The 17,651-nt window shown below is 62.5% G+C and carries 11 protein-coding genes and 1 pseudogene; 5 read left to right on the top strand and 7 right to left on the bottom strand.

What is annotated here, in order from left to right; genetic code table 11:
* Positions 1-305 precede the first annotated feature (305 nt).
* Positions 306-881, bottom strand: a complete 576-nt coding sequence (locus BM235_RS20445; protein ID WP_090116334.1) for a nitroreductase family protein — start codon at positions 879-881, stop codon at positions 306-308.
* A gap of 263 nt (positions 882-1,144) precedes the next feature.
* Here BM235_RS20445 and BM235_RS20440 point away from each other — a divergent pair, with 263 nt between their 5' ends.
* Positions 1,145-1,612, top strand: coding sequence for a hypothetical protein (locus BM235_RS20440; RefSeq protein ID WP_090116096.1), 468 nt, complete (start codon positions 1,145-1,147; stop codon positions 1,610-1,612).
* Between the two features lie 87 nt (positions 1,613-1,699).
* Here BM235_RS20440 and BM235_RS20435 read toward each other — a convergent pair whose 3' ends face one another.
* A complete protein-coding gene (locus tag BM235_RS20435) occupies positions 1,700-3,712 on the bottom strand; it encodes an elongation factor G (RefSeq protein WP_090116095.1) in 2,013 nt (670 codons plus the stop codon).
* A 218-nt stretch (positions 3,713-3,930) separates the two neighbouring features.
* Between BM235_RS20435 and BM235_RS20430 the strand changes: the two genes are divergently transcribed.
* A complete protein-coding gene (locus tag BM235_RS20430; RefSeq protein WP_090116094.1) occupies positions 3,931-6,081 on the top strand; it encodes a YhgE/Pip domain-containing protein in 2,151 nt (716 codons plus the stop codon).
* A gap of 9 nt (positions 6,082-6,090) precedes the next feature.
* On the opposite strand, the gene ppsA is transcribed toward BM235_RS20430, so the two are convergent.
* The 3 genes from ppsA to modA all read right to left on the bottom strand — a co-directional run bounded on the left by ppsA (position 6,091) and on the right by modA (position 10,484).
* Complete coding sequence (ppsA, locus tag BM235_RS20425) at positions 6,091-8,706, bottom strand: phosphoenolpyruvate synthase (RefSeq protein ID WP_090116093.1); 2,616 nt, start codon at positions 8,704-8,706, stop codon at positions 6,091-6,093.
* 221 nt (positions 8,707-8,927) lie between these two features.
* Positions 8,928-9,587: a molybdate ABC transporter permease subunit gene (gene modB / locus BM235_RS20420; protein WP_090116092.1), complete on the bottom strand. Its 660-nt coding sequence runs from the start codon at positions 9,585-9,587 to the stop codon at positions 8,928-8,930.
* Positions 9,588-9,599: 12 nt separating this feature from the next.
* Positions 9,600-10,484, bottom strand: a complete 885-nt coding sequence (gene modA, locus BM235_RS20415; protein ID WP_090116091.1) for a molybdate ABC transporter substrate-binding protein — start codon at positions 10,482-10,484, stop codon at positions 9,600-9,602.
* A gap of 170 nt (positions 10,485-10,654) precedes the next feature.
* Here modA and BM235_RS20410 point away from each other — a divergent pair, with 170 nt between their 5' ends.
* The 3 genes and pseudogenes from BM235_RS20410 to BM235_RS20400 all read left to right on the top strand — a co-directional run bounded on the left by BM235_RS20410 (position 10,655) and on the right by BM235_RS20400 (position 12,822).
* On the top strand, positions 10,655-11,638 hold the full coding sequence (locus BM235_RS20410) for a helix-turn-helix transcriptional regulator (RefSeq protein WP_090116090.1): 984 nt from the start codon (positions 10,655-10,657) through the stop codon (positions 11,636-11,638).
* A 32-nt stretch (positions 11,639-11,670) separates the two neighbouring features.
* Positions 11,671-12,177 (top strand): annotated as a pseudogene (locus BM235_RS32665) (DJ-1/PfpI family protein); the annotation flags it as partial.
* A complete protein-coding gene (locus tag BM235_RS20400) occupies positions 12,166-12,822 on the top strand; it encodes a GNAT family N-acetyltransferase (protein WP_369803535.1) in 657 nt (218 codons plus the stop codon). The pseudogene BM235_RS32665 and the gene BM235_RS20400, both read left to right, overlap by 12 nt.
* A 492-nt stretch (positions 12,823-13,314) precedes the next feature.
* On the opposite strand, the gene BM235_RS20395 is transcribed toward BM235_RS20400, so the two are convergent.
* Positions 13,315-14,475, bottom strand: coding sequence for a response regulator (locus BM235_RS20395; RefSeq protein ID WP_090116087.1), 1,161 nt, complete (start codon positions 14,473-14,475; stop codon positions 13,315-13,317).
* Between the two features lie 18 nt (positions 14,476-14,493).
* On the bottom strand, positions 14,494-17,562 hold the full coding sequence (locus BM235_RS20390) for a histidine kinase (protein WP_143106713.1): 3,069 nt from the start codon (positions 17,560-17,562) through the stop codon (positions 14,494-14,496).
* Between the last annotated feature and the right edge of the window lie 89 nt (positions 17,563-17,651).

Raw genomic sequence — 17,651 nt, 5'->3', positions numbered from 1 at the left:
ATAGCGGTCTTTTTGACCGCTATTGCCCGCCGGACAGCCCGGCCATGGACCGATAGCGGTCAAAATGACTGCTATTTGCCGCCAAACCGCCGAACCCAGGCCCTTAGCGGCCTTTTTGACCGCTATTGCCGGCCAAGCCTCCGCACTTCCACAAATATAACTTACCGTTTTAAGGTGCGCGTGCGCCCTAATAAACATACATCCGCCTTCGCGGATAGATACCCGTCCCAAACGGCCACGCCTGCTGCTTCAACGGCCACTTCTCGCCAGTTTTCAGTCAGCAACAAGCAACAACAACCGTCGATTTACCCCTCGATCCAGCGCGTCTTGTCGGAAACCGGAATGCGGGATGCTGCAGGCGCCGTCATGTCCGGATAGCCGACATAAACGAAGCCCACGATCTCTTCGCTCCCCGTCAGCTCGAACGCCTTCACCATCTCCGGGTGCCCGAGGCCGTCCCCGGTGCGCCAGACCGCGCCCAGGCCGGCGCCATGCGCGGCCAGCAGAAGGTTTTGCACGGCGGCGTGCGCGGCCGCACGCTCTTCCCACAGCACCGCGCGCGGATGATCGGTTGCCGGCGAGCTCACGGCGACGATGACGACGGGCGAGCGCATCGCCTTGGCTTCTTCGCGCGAGAGCCGATCCGCGCGGTCCTGCTCGCTCATGCCGGCGACCGCGGACTCGGCCATCGCCGCATAGGCGCGGCCAAGCACGCGCCTGCCTTCGCCGCTCAACACGACGAACCGCCATGGTTCGGTCTTATGATGGCTAGGCGCCCACGTCGCCGCCTCGATCACTTGCTCGATCAATTCGCGAGCTACGGGCTCGTCCTTTACTTTGCCGATGCTGCGGCGCCCTTTAATCGCTTCAAAAAGTTCCATGTGTCCGATATGCTCCTTTGCGTTCCATACGATGGAATCCATGTTATTTATGCCACTTTGATCATAACCTGTTGCGCGCCTTCGCTTCAAATCGCCCCCCGTCATGACTGCCCATGCCCCAAAGCCGCACGCAATTCGCCCCTTAGCCGTCCGCCCCCGCGTAATCTATAAGAGTACCGAGCAGCGTCAGCCCTTTTATTGTAAAATGGGAAAAGACCCGTAGAATCGAAACGACCGGAGCGGAGTCGGGAGGATGGAGATCGATGACCATACCGGATCAACCGTCCGCGCTGTCCAAGGAGGAGCTGGACGGCCTGCTCGGCGCAGACCGCAGGCATGCGAAGGACGCTCAAGATAGCCAAGGCAGCGCGATGGCGACTACGCCGAATGCGCCAAAGACTTCATCGACGGAGGCTGCCGCCGCGGCGGCAGAGGACGCCGAGCCCGAAACCCGGGCCGACGATCTGCAGATGGTGCTCGGCCACTGGGAGCGCACGGTCGCAGGCCTGCAGCAAGAGCTGATCGAGCTGCGAAGCCGCGTGGCCCGCTTGGAACAGCAGCTTGGCGAAGCGCCGGCCCGGCCGGCGTCCCCTCCCGCCGCCGGCTCAGCCGGCCATGCAGGACGCATCGCCGCGAGCAAGACGCCCGCGACCAGCGACGCACACGCGGAGGACGAGCCCTCCACGCTATCCCGCGTGCGCACGTACCGCTCGAAACGCGGCTGGTTCTAACAAGCGCAGCAACCGCGCGATCCCGCCGCAGCGTTCAGCACGCCCTCACGCCTCAACCTACCGCGACGTAGCGCACGCACAACGCGCCTACGTCGCGGTAAGCGCGCTGCGCGCAGCCAGGATAAACTTGGCCTGATCCAGCGGATTCACGCCCGAGCGCTTGCGCTGAACCGCCACGTCCTCCGGCGCTTCCTGATACCCCGCGAACGAAGCGGACAAGACGCCTCGTCCTTTGGTCATCGACCCCAGCCGCGCCGGGAAATCCAGCGAGTCGGCCACGGGCAAGCGGCCCTCGATCTCCAGCCGCTCCCCAGCAGGCTCGGGCGCGCCGATGACCGCCCGCATCAGCAGAAGCTCGTTCATCAGCTTGCCCGCGAATTCCGCCGGGACCGACAGCTTGAACTTGAGCACGGGCTCGAGCAGCCGCGTGCCCGTACGCGCCAGGCCGTCCATGATGCCCATCGGCGTCGCGATGACGAAGTCCAGCGGGTGCGTGTGCCACACATGGTGCTCTCCTTCGACTAACGTCACCTTAAGATCCGTGACCTCCCATCCCAAGAGGCCTTGCCGCAGCGCTTCCGGCACGCGTCGGGCCACTTCGTTCTGATAGCTGTCAAGCAGACGCTCGCCGCGCTCCTTCGATTCATAGACGAGCCCGCTGCCGCGAGGAAGCGGCTCGATGAGAAAGCGGAGGATCGCCCAGCACGGCTTCGGCGCCAAGTACGCTACGAATCCCTCGCCTGCGCTGGCGGGCGTCTCCTTATAGATAACGGACGGAGGACCGAACGTCACCGCCAGACCGAACCGGCTCTGCAGCACGCTGGCCAGCACCTCCGTCTGGATCGGCCCCATCACCTTCAGATGCAGCTCGCGCTCGTCCTGCATCCACTGGAGCGCGAGCGCCGGATCCTCGTCCGCCAGCTCCCGGCAGGCCGCGACCACGGCGGGATACTCCGCTTCGGATCGCCAGAACGCCTGCACCGTCAGCAGCGGCACCGCCAGCTGCCGCGCGCCGGGCACGCCGTCGGGCGAGCCGACGATGTCTCCGATCCTCGCCCGGCTCCAGCCGCATACGGCCGCGATGTCCCCCGCCTCCAGCACGCCGACGTCCTCCCACCGATTCCCGTCCGCTTTGCGGATTTGCGTGATCTTGTCCCCCGTCCCCTCCGCGCCACCCGGTATGACGTCGCGGTTCGCGATCGTCCCGCCGTAGAGCCGCACATAAGCGATCCGCCCCATGGCCGGATCGCGCTCGAGCTTGAATACGACGCCGGACACGTCGCCCGCAGGATCGCCCGCAGGCGGCGGCAGCAGCTCGACCATCGCGTCCATCAGCTCCCGCACGCCGATGCCCCGTGCCGACGCCCCGAACAGAACCGGATACAGCTCGCCTCGTCGCGCGCCCTCGCATATCGACGCCTTCGTATCCGCAGCGGGCAAGCTCCCCTCCTCCAAGTAACGCGTCAGCAGCGCCTCGTCGCGTTCCGCCGCCGCCTCGGCCAGCATCTGGCCGAAGGCATCGGCCCATTCGGACCGCTCGCCGCGACCGTCCGCTGCCTCCGGGAGGCCGACCGTCCCCTTAAAGCCGTCCTCGGTCCCGACCGGCGCTTGAACCGGCACGGCCGCAGGAGAGAGCAACCGGCGTATCTGCCGGAGGACGCCGTCAGGATCCGCGCCTATGCGATCCATCTTGTTGACGTACAGGATCGTCGGCAGATTCAGTTCCCGCAGCGCTTGCCAGACGACCTCGGTCTGCGCCTGGACGCCTTCGGCGGCCGACACGATCAAGATCGCGCCGTCCATCACCCGGAGCGAACGCTCGACCTCCGCCAGAAAATCGACGTGCCCCGGCGTGTCCACCAGATTCACGTCGATGCCCTGCCACGCGAAGCGCGTAACCGCCGCGCGCACCGAGATGCCCCGCGCCCGCTCGACTTCCAGCGAATCCGTCTGCGCGGTTCCGTCGTCGACGCTGCCCGCCGTTCGGATGCGCCCGCTCGCGAACAGCATCTGCTCGGTCGTCGTGGTCTTGCCTGCGTCGACATGCGCGAAGATGCCGATATTGCGTCGCCCAGCCGGCGTATTTACCGATGCCTTCATCGTGAGATCGTCTCCTTGCGCCTAGATGCGATGCTTTAGCGCCAAAAATTCCTTTCACCATTGTACCGCATGCTCCGCAGCTCTGCCCGCCTCGGACCGGCAGCCCCTCATGCAAACCGCCATACGCAGCAGACGACGCGCGCAGCCGCGCGCTGGCATGGAATGAGCCGCCCGCGGGCAATATGAGTACACATTTCCTCGCGAAGGAGCCTGCGCGCATGAAGCCCGTCCTCGCCATTTATTTGCGCGATCTCCGCCGCGCGTTCACGAATCCGGCGGCCGCCGTCATTATTCTCGGACTCGTCTGCCTGCCCTCCCTCTACGCTTGGTTCAACATCGAAGCGTCCTGGGATCCTTACGCGCAGACCGCCGGCATCGCCATCGCGGTCGCGAACGAGGACAAGGGCACGACGATCCGCGGACAGCCCGTCAATGTCGGCAAAGAGCTGACAACCAAGCTGGCCGGCAACCCTAGCGTCGGGTGGACGTTCGTCGACCGAACCGAGGCGATGCGGGGCGTGAAGCACGGCGACTACTACGCCGCCATCGTCATTCCGGACAACTTTTCCGCGAGCCTCGCCACCATCTTGGCCGCGGAGCCTTCACCTGCGACGCTGGACTATTACGTCAACGAGAAAATCAACGCGATCGCGCCGAAAATCACTTCCAAGGGTGCGAGCGGCATCGTGCAGGAGGTAAGCCAGAGCTTCGTCGAAACGGCGAGCGGCATCCTGTTCGGCCTGTTCAATGAAGCCGGCAACGAGCTTGAAGCCAGTTTGCCGTCGATCGAGAAGGTGAAGACGCTGCTGTTCAAGCTCGAAGCGGCCTTTCCCGAGATCAATGCCGCCGCGGATACGGCGCAGCGGGACGTCGGACTCGCGAGCGGCGTCGTGGCCAATGCGCGAAAACGCCTGCCCGACGTGGCCGCGCTGGCGAAGGAGGGCCAGGCGTTGACGGTGAAAACCGGCGCTCTCCTCGAACAAAGCCGCAAGGCGCTAACGCAAATGGGGCCGCAGATCAAGCAGGATCTGCTGAACCTGCAGCAGCTCGCAGGCGCCGCCCGCTCGGTCTCCGCGCTGCTTCAAGCCGCGGATCCGGACCTGGACGCGGCCGCGACGGCAGCGACCGCCGCGGCGAAGCGCCTGCGGACCGGCGCGGACGTCGCCGGACGCATCGCCGACCTGCTGTCGCAGCTGGACGCCATGTCGCGCGCGTCTGCGCTGTCCGCGCAAGCGGCGAAGCTGAAGCAGGCGCAAGCCGGCATGCTGGAGCAGGCGAAGCTGCTGGAGGACATCGCCGACGCGGCCGGACGCGGCGAACGACCGGCGGAGGCGCTCGTCGACCGGCTGAATGCGCTGGCGGGCGAAGGAGAGACGCGGCTGGGCGAGATGCTCGGCGCCTATGACGGAGAGATCGCGCCGCGCATCGATGCGGCGCTCGGCAAGGCCGCCGAGGCGGCAAGCACCGCGCAGGCCGTGCTCAAGGACGCGTCGGACGCGCTGCCGGACGCGAAGCGCGTGCTGACTGACGCGGCGTCGGCGCTGGCCGTCGGCGGAGCCGAGCTCGCCAAGGCGAAGGCGGAGCTGCCGGCGGCGCAGCGCAAAATCGTCGAGATCGCGGACAAGATCCGTGCGTTCGAGAAGGAAAACAACCTCGCGGACATCATCAAGCTGCTGCGCCACGACGCGCAAAAGGAAAGCGCGTTTTTCGCGGCACCGGTCGAGCTGAAGGAAAACAAGCTGTACCCGATCCCCAACTACGGATCCGCGATGTCTCCTTTTTTCACCACGCTGTCCCTTTGGGTCGGCGCCGTACTGCTCGTATCGGTCATGACGGTCGACGTCGACGAGCCCGGGCTCTCCTACCGGAGCCGGCACGTCTACTTCGGCAGATACCTGACGCTGGGCACGCTTGCCGTGCTTCAGTCGCTCTGCGTCACCTTGGGGGACATCTATATACTCGGCACCTATGTCGCGCGTCCGGGGTGGTTCGTGCTGTTCGGGATGCTGCTGTCGGCGGTGTTCATGCTGATTGTCTACACGCTCGTCTCGGTGTTCGGCAACGTCGGCAAAGCGCTCGCGATCGTCATGCTCGTGCTGCAGCTCGGCGGGGCCGGCGGGACGTTTCCTATACAGATGGCGCCGCCGTTTTTTCAGAAAATCCATCCGTACCTGCCGTTCACCTACGCGATCTCCATGATGCGGGAAGCGGTCGGCGGCATTCTCTGGGACATCGTGCGTCGATGTTTGGCGTTTATGGTCGCATACGCCGCCGCCGCGCTCGTGCTCGGGCTCGCGCTCAAGCGCCCGATCAACCGCCTCCTGGCCGGTTCGACGCGCAAGGCGAAGGAGAGCCGGCTGCTTCACTGAAGCGCCGGATCAAGCCTCCAAAATTTCGATATAGCCTTCGGTTCCGTTCACGCGGATTCGCTGCCCGTCTTGAATCAGCCTGGTAGCGCCTTCTACCCCAACCACCGCCGGCAGCCCGTATTCGCGCGCGATGACCGCTCCGTGCGTCATCAATCCGCCCACTTCGGTGACGAGTCCTTTGACGGATACGAACAAAGGCGTCCAGCCGGGATCGGTGAAGGCAGTGACCAGGATATCCCCTTCCTCCAGCGCGGCATCCGCCATATTCAAAATGACTCTCGCCCGTCCTTCGATCACGCCGGCGGATACGGGCAGACCTGCGATGGCGCCAGCTGGGAGCCGATCGCGTTTGTATCCGCCCGTAACGATCTCGCCGTCAGAAGTCATGACGCGCGGCGGCGTCAGCTTTTCGTACCACTTGTATGCTTCCTTCCGATCGCGGACCATCTCATGGTCCAGGAGACCGATGCGCACGACGTCGCGCAGTTCTTCGAAGGTCAGATAAAATATATCTTCCTTTTCACTTATAATGCCGGCCAGCGACAGCCGTTCGGCTTCTTTGAGCAGCGCCTGCTTGTAAATAAAGTAACGGTTGATCATGCCGTATTTAGGATATTCGCGATAGCCGATGTAGTGGCGGAGCAGGTCGATCCATCGCTTGGTCTCCTCCGCCTTTCGGTCGCCATCCGGCAATGCGCGCAACCGCTCCAAGAGCTCTCGTTCTTTTTCCTGCGCTTCCAGCAGCCCCTGCTCGAATTTTCGTCTGCCTGCATTCGGCGCTAAATTTTTAATATGGCCCAAAATAATCGGAACCAGTTCGATCGGCCGTTCGCTCCAGCGCGTTCTTGTGATATCGATCTCGCCGGCGCACCGCATCCCGTATTTGGCCAAATAAGCTTCGATCGCATCCCGCGCTTCTTGTCCGCCCGCGAGCGGAGCAAGCCCCTCCAAAAAACGATCGTCGGTGGCAAGCCGTAAATATTCGATGACCTGCGGATAAGGACGGATCGCGTCCGCGACGTCCAGCAGCGCTAGCCCCATCTCCGAGGTAATGTTGTGCGGAACGGATTGCGACAGGACGTCCGCCACATTGCGCTCGCCTAGCCACAGCTCCATATGCTCGTTGATCCAAGCGGACGCATCCATGGCAGTCATAAACGTTTTCGTGCTGCGCGGATCGAACAGCAGCCTCTTCAATTCCTCGAGGTCTTCCGAAATAAAATCGAATAGCGCCGGTCCGGACTTGGATTGGATCGCTTCCTTAAGCGCTTCGAGCGAGACTTGCCTCTCCGCGATCAGGTCGGATACGATCGCAGGATCGAGCTCGGGCGGCGACTGCACCGGAGCCGGTATCCCGACGGCAGCGCTCCGAGGCCCATCCTGTTCGTCCGCCGGCGCCAGCTTCAAGAAGCCTTCCCGCTCGACGACTGTCGTGAGCGCGTCCTTGATGATCGGATCGGATTTCCCCAAGGTGTCGATCATCATCGCTCTGCCGGCCGGCGTAATCAGGCGCGGCGTCGCGTCGACAAACAACCGCCCCCCGGCCGTAAGCATCGGCGCACGCGTCGTTAACAAATAGAAGGACAGCCCGAGAGGCTTGATCGGATCGGTCATCATCTGTTGATGGCCGACGGACAGATAGACGCGATTTTCCCGGTCGGGCGAATCGGGGATCGGATATAAGGTCGTGATCGGACGGCTCTGCACGATATAAAAGGCATCGCCCGCCAAACACCATTCGATGTCCTGGGGACTTCCGAAATGAGCCTCGATCCGTCGCCCGATGTCCGCAAGCTTCAATATTTGCCTTTCGGTCAGCACTTGCGCATTCTGCCGTTCGGGATCGATCGGCCTGGTCTCCGTTCCTCCTTCTTCCCGTTCGCGGATCTCCAGCTTCTTGGCCGCGATGCGTTTAAGGACGATTTTCTCTTCCCGGACTTGATAATGGTCGGGCGAAACAAGGCCGGACACCAGCGCCTCTCCAAGCCCGAAGCCGGCATCGATGGACAGTAGCTTACGATTGGACGAGATCGGATCCGCGGTAAACAAAATTCCCGAGGCTTGCGGGTGAACCATGCGCTGAACGATGACCGATAAATAAACGCGGCTGTGATCATATCCGTTTTGCATCCGGTATATGACCGCGCGATCCGTAAACAGGGACGCCCAGCAAAGGCCGATATGCCGAAGGATAGCATCCGGTCCGATCATATTCAAGTAGGTGTCTTGTTGTCCGGCAAACGAGGCATACGGCAAATCTTCGGCTGTCGCGCTCGACCGTACGGCGTAAGCATGCGCTTCACCGAGCCGGGCGAGCTGGCGTTTCACTCCCTCCGATACTTCGTCGGGAAGCGATATTCCCGTCAGGATTTGCCTGATCTCTTGGCTGACTTTGCCGATTTGCTCCCGATCTTCTGCCTTTAGCTGCTTCAACCGATCCAGCTGCGCTTGGTACGCTTCATGGCTTGCGACTGCTTTTCGGAAACCTAACGTGGTCACGCTAAATCCTTCGGGCACCATTACGCCTTCGATTTTCGATAGTTTCCCCAGATTCAAACCTTTTCCCCCTACAAGCGCAAGCTGCGAGGGATTCATCTCCTGAAAGTCGAGTACGAAAGCTTCCATGCTGCATCTCTCCTCTACCCTTGAAATAAAAAACGTTTGACAAGAGCTAGCCGACATGATAAATTTAAGATGTAAGATGCGTTATCTTTGTCCTAATCTATATTAAAGCGAAGCAGATTGATTCTATCATCGAATCTGCCTTTCCGCAATACAAAAGAACCTGGCGATTGACTCCAGGTTCTTTTTTTGTTGCATCCGCGCAGCCCATCCTGCGTCGCGCCTTACTTCTTCGCGCGTCCCGTGAACAGCAGCAGCAGGAACGATATGCCGACGATCGCCGCCGTCCAAGCCCATGCCATCCCCGTATGACCGGCGTCCACGGCCACGTAGATCGCGGTCGGCACGGTCTGCGTCCGTCCGGGGATGTTGCCCGCGATCATGAGCGTCGCCCCGAATTCGCCGAGTCCGCGCGCGAACGCCAGCACGAACGCCGTCAGAAACGCATGCCCCGCAAGCGGCAGCGTGATATACCTAAAAACTTGAAGCTCGCCGGCACCCGCGACCCTCGCCGCCTCCTCCGCTTCGCGGTCGACGGAGGCAAACCCGTTTTTCATCGTCTGATAGACGAGCGGAAAAGCGACGACGACGGACGCGATCACGGCCGCCCACCAGGAGAAGACGATCGGCGCGCCCGTCAGCCATTCGATGAATCGGCCCGCTCCACTGCGCCTCCCCAGCAGAACGAGGAGGACGAATCCGACGACCGTCGGCGGCAGCACGAGCGGAAGCATGAAGGCCGTCTCGGCCAGGGATCGGCCTCTGAACGCCCGGCGGGACAAGCGATGCGCCGCGAAGGTGCCAAGCGCCAGCGCTACGACGCTCGAGATCAGCGCGACTTGGAGCGAGAGTCTAATCGGCGGCCAGAACGCTTGCCAATCCATCCGGTACCGCGCCTACTCGGCAACCGCTGCCGAGAATCCGTACTTAACGAAGACGGCGATCGCTTCGGGCGTTTGCAGATAAGCGTAGAAGCTCTCGGCGGCCGCCGCATGCTTCGTCGCCTTGACGACGCCGACCGGGTAGACGATCGGTTTGTATTGCGACGGATCGACCGCGAAGGCGACCTTGACCTTGTCGGACGACAGCGCGTCCGTCTTGTAGACGAAGCCCGCATCGGCGTTGGCCGTCTCCACGTACTGCAGCACCTGGCGCACGTCCTTGCCCTGCACCAGCTTGGCTCGCAGGCTGTCCCACAGCCCGGCGGCCGTCAATGCATCCTTGGCGTAGCCGCCCGCGGGCACGCTCTCGGGAATGCCGACGGCGATCTTCTTGACCGCGTCGGACGACAGGTCCTCCAGCTTGGCGACGGCGGATTGCGCATCCGAAGGCACGACAACGACGAGCTCGTTTTTCAACAGATCGCGCTGTTCCTGCATCAATCCTTTATCTACGAGCGCCTGCATGTTTTTGGTCGCGGCGGAGAGGAAGAGATCGGCGGGCGCGCCTTGCTCGATCTGCTGCTGCAGGGCGCCGGAAGCGCCGAAGTTGAAGCTCAGCGTCACGTTCGGATGCGCGTTTTCGTAGAGCGCCTTGAGCTCGCCTAGCGCGTCCGTCAGGCTGGCCGCCGCGGATACGGTGAGCTCGGTCTCCTCCGCGGTCGGCGATGCCTGTCCAGAGGCAGATGGCAATGCCGAAGGCAAAGCCGATTCGGAAGCGGATGCCGAAGACGAAGACGATGCCGACGCCGACGGAGAGCCCTTGGAATTGTTCGTCCCTCCGCAAGCGGACAACCCGAACACGATGGCAAGACAAACGATCCAAATCGCACTTAATCTCATTATATTGTTCACAGCAGTTCCAAACCCTTCTATTATTTATATCTATTTATAATTAAAAATCATTATATATAACAGAACATTAACTGTAAACGCCTGATGCGGCGGTTTGTTCGAACGCTATGTTACAATAAAAAAATCTAAGATCCTCGCACATAAGGAGCTTGCCCGATATGACCGCCAGTATCTCGTATACGACCGAAGAGATCGCTCAAATGCTCAAAATCTCGAAGCTGACCGTCTACGATCTGATCAAGAAGGGCGAATTGCCCTCCTACCGGGTAGGCAAGCAGATGCGCGTAGACGCCTCCGACTTGGAAGCCTACAAGCAGCGCATGCGCTCTCCGGCTTCGCAGGGACAGTACCCGCACCGTCCGACCGCAGCCGGATCCGCGGAAGCGGAGACGCGCGGCGCGACGCCTACGCAGCCCTTCGCTTCGGCGACGCGGCCGCTGGTCATCACGGGCCAGGACATGAGCCTCGACCTGCTCGCCAAGCATCTCGAGCGCAATCCGAACGCCGGCGGCGTGCGGCCGCTGCGCGCCTACGCGGGCAGCCTCGACAGCCTGATCGCGATGTACCGCGGCGAAGCGGACATCGTCAGCACCCATTTGTACGACGGAGACACCGGCGAGTACAACCTGCCGTACATACGGCGCATCCTGATTGGCGCGCCTTATATGGTCGTGCGCCTGCTCAGCCGGACAGCCGGCTTGTACGTCCAACAGGGCAATCCCCTCGGGCTCGCGGGCTGGGCGGACCTGGCGCGGCCCGGCCTCCGGCTGGCTAACCGCGAGCGAGGCGCAGGCGCGCGAGTTCTGCTCGAGGAGCAGCTTCGGGTGCGCGGCATCCGGGCGAGCGCCCTGGCGGGATATACGGACGAGCTGACGAGCCACATGGCCGTAGCCGCGAAGGTCGCGTCCGGGGAAGCCGACTTCGGCGTCGGCATCGAGAAGGCGGCGGCGATCGTCGGACGCATCGACTTTGTCCCCCTCATTCAGGAGAGCTACGATCTGGTCGCGCTGAAGACGCCGGCCAACCTGCCCTGGATCGAAGGGCTGCTCGCCGGTCTGCGCTCCGACTTGTTCAAGCGGGAGCTGGCCGCGATTCCCGGCTACGATCTGTCGCGCACGGGCGAGATCATTCACGAAGAATAGCTTGATTGTGAGAAAAAGGGAGCTGGCGGAGGATGAAGCGTGCGAGGAACGTGGCGGTATTGATCTACGAGGGCGTCGATACGCTGGATGTGGCGGGTCCGCTCGATGTGTTCGCGGTTTCCAGCGATTGGGGGAAGGACCTGAATGTCTATACGGTCGGAGAAAGCGGCGCATCCGTAACGACCGTGAGCGGCGTGGTCGTCGAACCCCGGTATCGCTTGGCCGATTGCCCTGCGCCGGACATTCTCGTCGTTCCCGGCGGCCTGGGCTCGTGAATAGAGATGCACAACGAGCAGCTCGTGAACTGGATCGGGGCGTCCGCGCGGTCCGCCGAGATCGTCCTGTCGGTCTGCACCGGCGCGCTGCTGCTCGCGAAGGCCGGCCTGCTTGAGGGCATGCAGGTCACCACGAACCGAAGGGCATTCGACCTGCTGGAGGCGGCCGCGCCGGCGAGCGCGACGATCGTGCGGGACGTCCGTTACGTCGACAACGGCAAGCTCGTCATGTCCGGCGGCGTCACGACGGGAATGGACGCGGCGCTGCACGTCGTTTCGCGGCTATTCGGGATCGAACGGGCGCTCGCTTCGGCGTCAATGCTGGAGTATGCGTGGCAGCGGCAGTCGTCTGAATCGCTTAGCGGGGCGGAATCCGGATTGAGTTTCGAATCTGCCGCCTTGACCGGACTTGACATCAGACCTGCGACGACGGACGACGCCGAAGCGCTGCGGACACTGTATCTCGGAGCCGTCGAATGGATTCAGGACGCCAAAGGGATCCGGCAGTGGCACGCGGATATGTTCTCGCCCGCAAACATGGAAAAGTTGTTCCGCGAGCAGGATGTCTACGCTGCCTATCTGCACGGGAGACTCGCCGGCGCTTTTTCGATCAACTGGGACAATGAAGAGGGGATCTGGGGAACGCTGTTCCATACGGACGCGGGTTACGTCCACCGCCTGGCCGTGGCGCGAGACTGCAAGGGGCTCGGGATCGGCCGTCTCCTGTTGCTGCACGCGGAGAGCATCATCTCGCAGAAGGGCAGATCCTGGCTGCGTCTCGACTGCATGGCCGACAATCCGTCGCTGAACGCGTACTACGCGCGTCAAGGGCTGCAATACTGCGGCCGATTCGACGGCCCGAGCTGGAGCGCGAGTCTGTACGAGCGAAGAATCAGAAGCCAGAATTAGCCCTTCTCGCCGACCGAAGCGGCGCTGCGCCGTCCGCAGTTCCGTTTCTCGGTCTGCCCCTGCATCGGCAAAATTTGGTCCTACAGCCGCCCAGACTGCCTTCTCGCGGCTCTGTAACCGCAAATTTGGTCCTACAGCCACCAGCCTGCCTTCACGATGCTCTCTAACACCAGAATTTTGCTCTTACAGCCACCAACCTGCCTTCCCGCGTCCCTCTAACCGCAGAATTTGCTTTTACAGCCACCAGCCTGCCTTCCCGCGCACCTCTAACCGCAAAATTTGCTTCTACAGCCACCAGCCAGCAACCGGCGCCAAGCGAGAAAACACGTGACAAAAAAAACGACCCGCGTCGCCGCGGGTCCAAGGGTTCTTGCTATATCAAAGGGGGGGTTGAGATCATCTTATCCTCCCCTGCTTAAGCGTTCATGAGCGCAACCTGAAGCTCCGATTAAAATTCGGCGCATGGAGACGCTGTGCCCGCTGCCGCTTCCCTCAACCTCGTTTCCGCACCCTCAAGCCCTCGTACAGGCTCAACGTCATGTCCGAAGCCTGGATCTGCAGCTCGTCGAGCCTGCGCTCCATCTCCTCGTACACCCGGTACACCTCGTCGTGCTTGCCGCTGCCCGCGTAGGCTTTCATCAAGATGCGGTAGGCTTCCTCGTTGTAGGGCGAATGCTGCAGCAGCCTGCGCCCGGCGGCGATCATCCGTCCGTAATCCCGCTGCTCTTCGTAGAGCTGGGTCAGCCTCAGCAGCTGCGCTTCGATGGCCGCCTCGGTATGCCGGATCTCGTCGTCCGCCCATTGGTAATCCTCGCTGCGGAACAACCGTCCGCTGTACAAGTTTACCGTGCGCTCGAGCTGCTCCGCGTTGCTGCCGCCCGGCTGCAGGAGACCGGCCGCCGCGTCGACGAATTCCCGGTAGTCCGAGCGCTCGAGCCGGGGGGCCAGCGAGTACTTCTCGTCCTCGTAGATGACAGCGTCCTCCATGCCCAGTTGGCGGAAGTCTCGGCGCAGGTAGCTCACGCACGTATGCAAATAGACTTTGGCCTTCTGGTAATGCTCGTCGGGCCACAGCTCGTCGAGCAGCACGTCGCGATGGATCCGGCTGCCGTAGTGGACGGCGAGGTAGGCGAACAATTCTTTTTCCTTGGAGGTCCGCCACTTAAGCCGTCCCCGGCCCTCTACGGACACTTGAATCTCGCCGAGCAGCTGCACCTGCAGCTCTGCGGGCGGCTTTTCCGCCGCTGCCTTCCCCGCATCCGCCGGATCGAGCGCTTCGGACTTCCTACGGGCGACCGCCCGCTTCACGCGGCCGACGGTCCGGTTCAATCGGTCCACCTCGAGCGGCTTCAACAGATAATCGAGCGCGTCGTTCTCGAATGCGGACACGGCATACCTGTCGTAGGCGGTCACGAATACGACCTGGGTATCGGAAGGCGTCGAGCCGAGCCGCTCCGCCACCTCCAACCCGTTCATGCCGGGCATCTCGATATCCAGGAACGCGACGTCGGGTTTGAGGCGCGCGATCTGCGCGATCGCGTCGATGCCGTTGCCGCAGCGTCCGATGACCTTCACTTCGCCCGTCTGGTGAAGCAGCAGCTCCAGCAGGCTGAGCGCATGCTCTTCGTCGTCAGCCAACAATGCGGTGATCATAGATGATACCTCCTCTCGCTAGTCGTCCTTGATCGGCAGTCTGATGGTTATTCGCGTCCCGACGTCCGGCGCGCTCTCGATGAGCGGCCGGCTGCCGTTGAGATGGGCGAGGCGCTTGGCGATGTTGGCGAAGCCGACGCCGTCCGAAGCGCTCCCTGCGGTATCCATCAGGTCGCGCACCTGGCGCTCGGCCATGCCGACGCCGTTGTCTTCGACGACGATCTCCACCTCCGCGCCGCGCCGCTGCACCGACAGCAGCACCCGTCCGCCGTTCAGCTTTTTGGCGACGCCGTGACGGATCGCATTCTCGACGAGGGGCTGGATCGTCAGCGGCATGACCTTGAAGGACATGAGACGCTCGTCCACGTCCATCTCGACCTCGAGGCGATTGCCGAATCGTTCCTTCTCGATGTCCACGTAGGCGCGAACCAGCTCGATTTCCTTATATAGCAGGACGCTTTCTTCCTTATGGTCCTCGTGGAAAATAATCCGCAAATACTTGCTGAGCACCGCCAGCAGCTCGCCCGCGCGCGGGCCGTCCGTATAACAGAGCGACATGATCGTGCCGAGCGCGTTGTAAAGGAAGTGCGGCTTGATCTGCGATTGGAGAAACGCCATCTCGCTCGCGGTCGCTTCCTTCGCGAGCCGCTTCATGGCCAGCTGGGTGCGGATGCGCACCCGAACCTCCGAAGCGTCGAGCGGCTTGGCTATGAAGTCGTTGCCGCCGGCAGCCAGCCCGGCCTCGACGTCCGCCGGCGTCGTCCGCGCCGCGACGAACAGCAGCGGGAGCTCGATCGGCGTGTACTGCCGGCGGATCTTGCGGCTGATCTCGTAGCTGCCGCCCCCGTGCAGCAGCACGTCAAGCAGCACGATGTCTGGCCGGGCGCTGCCTTCGAGCCGCTCCATGGCCTCTTCGCCCGACCGGGCGGTCAGTACCCGGTAGCCCTCGCTGATGAGCAGATTCACCATCAGCTCCAGGTGAAGCGGCTCCTCCTCGACGACGAGCACCGTATAGACGCCGCCGGCCGGCCCTTGCGAGGTCGGTCCGGACTGCGTCCGCTCCCCGATCTCCCGCAAGATGACGCCGTCCCGGTCGGGGTTCGGCGGCTTGGCCATCGGCAGGACGAGCTCGAAGATGACGCTGCCGCGCTGTTGTTCGCCCGGCAGCAGGCGCATCTCGCCGCCCATCAGCCGCGTGAGCTCGATCGCCGCGGCCAGGTTGGCGCCGTAGAAGCCCGGCTGACGGGACTTCGAATCCGCCGTGATTCCGGCGCCCCAGACGATCGCTTCGATCTGAAGCACGGACATATCGTCCCGCCTGTGGCCGCTCACCAGGATCGCCGTCAGGTCGTCGAACTTCATGCTGTAGTCGAGCAGATTGGACAGCACTTGCATGAGCCGGTTCTCGTCCGCCGTCGCGTAGCGGCTCTCCGGATCCAGGCGATGCTCGAGCCGCACGGACTTCTCGCGCGCCAGGAACCCGTTCACCTCGAAGGCGATCGCCACGCAGGCGACCAGATCCACCGGCTTAAGCGCGACTTCAAGATGGCCGTCCTTAATCCGGGTGAGATCGATGATGTCGTTGACCAGGTTGGACATCCGGTAGGCGGTATTGCGGATGATCTGGAGCTTGTCCCGGCTGCCGACGCGCCTGTCCTTCGGCAGCTGCGCGGAGCTGTCGAGGAGCGACTGGGACAGGTTCATGATCCCTTGCAGCGGCGTGTTCAGCTCATAGGACGTCCGCAGCAGGAATTCGTCCTTCAGCTGGTTGGCCGCCTGCAGCTCCGCCGTGAGCTTGGCCATCGACTGGTAGGTCGAGAAATAATTTTGCGCGAGCATCGCCACGATAAAGATGACGAAAGAGAGCCCCAGCACGTCGGAAAGAATGGACGGCAGAAACGTGCCGTCGCCCTGGTTCAAGAAGGCGGCGCTGATCAGGAGCATCAGCAGAGACACCAGCGCCATCAGGTACATCTTGATCTCCCGCTTCGAGCTCGCCGCCGACTTGCGGTACTGCCCGAGCACGAACAGCACAAGCGCCATGAGCAGCAGCATGAACGCCAGCATGATCCCATCCAGCGCAGGCGCGTATATGCGGTACGGCACCCATACGATGGCGAGGCAGAGCAGCCCGATCGCGCCCGCGGGATAGAGCAGCAGACGCCGGGCAAATCCCGTCGCGTAGGCATACGCCGTGTACACGTTAAGAAACGGAATCGCGAGCAGGATGGACAGGTCCTTGATTTTCCACATGACCTCGAAGGGCATGCCGGACAGCAGCTGGAACAGCATGCGCTGTCCGTTCATGACGATCAGCACGGCGAAGCACAGGAAGAACAAGCCGAACGACAGGAACGGCAGACGCCGTTGAAAAAAGAAATACAGCAAGAGCGAAAAGATGCCGAACAGGAGAAAAATGATCGCGCCCGCCCACTCGAACATCGTCTGCGCCGCCCGGGACATCTGAACGTCGTCGGACAGTCCGAGCCGCAGGGGCAGCGCGATGCCGCCGGTCGGATAGTCGTAGTTCGCGACCTGGATCAGCAGATCGATCGTATTGCCCTGCTCGACGAACGAGACGGTGTAAGGGAAGTTGCCCGGCTCGTAGCTCCCGCGGGAGACGCCCGGCGAACCGGAGGACGCCAGCGCTTTGCCGTCCAAGTACATCCTGTCCGCGAACCGGATGACCTGCTTGTGGATGGCCAGCGTCTGATCGGTCGGCCGAATGCGGATCGACAGGCGATAGGTCGCATACCCGTACCCCTTCATGTCCTCTCCGTTCCAGACGCCCGGGACCCGGATATAGCGCTTGCCCGCAGGCTGCCTGCCGTTCGCGAAGTCGGCGGGCGTCAGCAATTGATCCGGATAGAACGCCCACTCCCCGTCCAACCTGACCGTCCCGTCGGATCGGAAGTCCCAAGCGGACAGATCGAGCGTACCCTGCTTTGCCTGAGGACCTCCCCGGACGGAGTGATTCATCGCGAACATCGCCGCGCCCAGGAGAATGACGGCGATCGCGAGGCCGATGAGGAACCGGTCGAGTCCGCCCGCTATATTCTTGATGCCCCTCACTCCCACGTTCTTCACCGCGCCCGCCGTCGAATTTAATCCGTTGTTTAACAACTTTGTCGTTTTATACTCTATTGTAAATCCGATCGACTATTATAGGTAGCCCT

Source organism: Cohnella sp. OV330, assembly GCF_900112065.1.
Lineage (GTDB): Bacteria > Bacillota > Bacilli > Paenibacillales > Paenibacillaceae > Cohnella.
The sequence above is the reverse complement of the archived record's forward strand: the minus strand, read 5'-3'. Positions and strand labels throughout refer to the sequence as shown.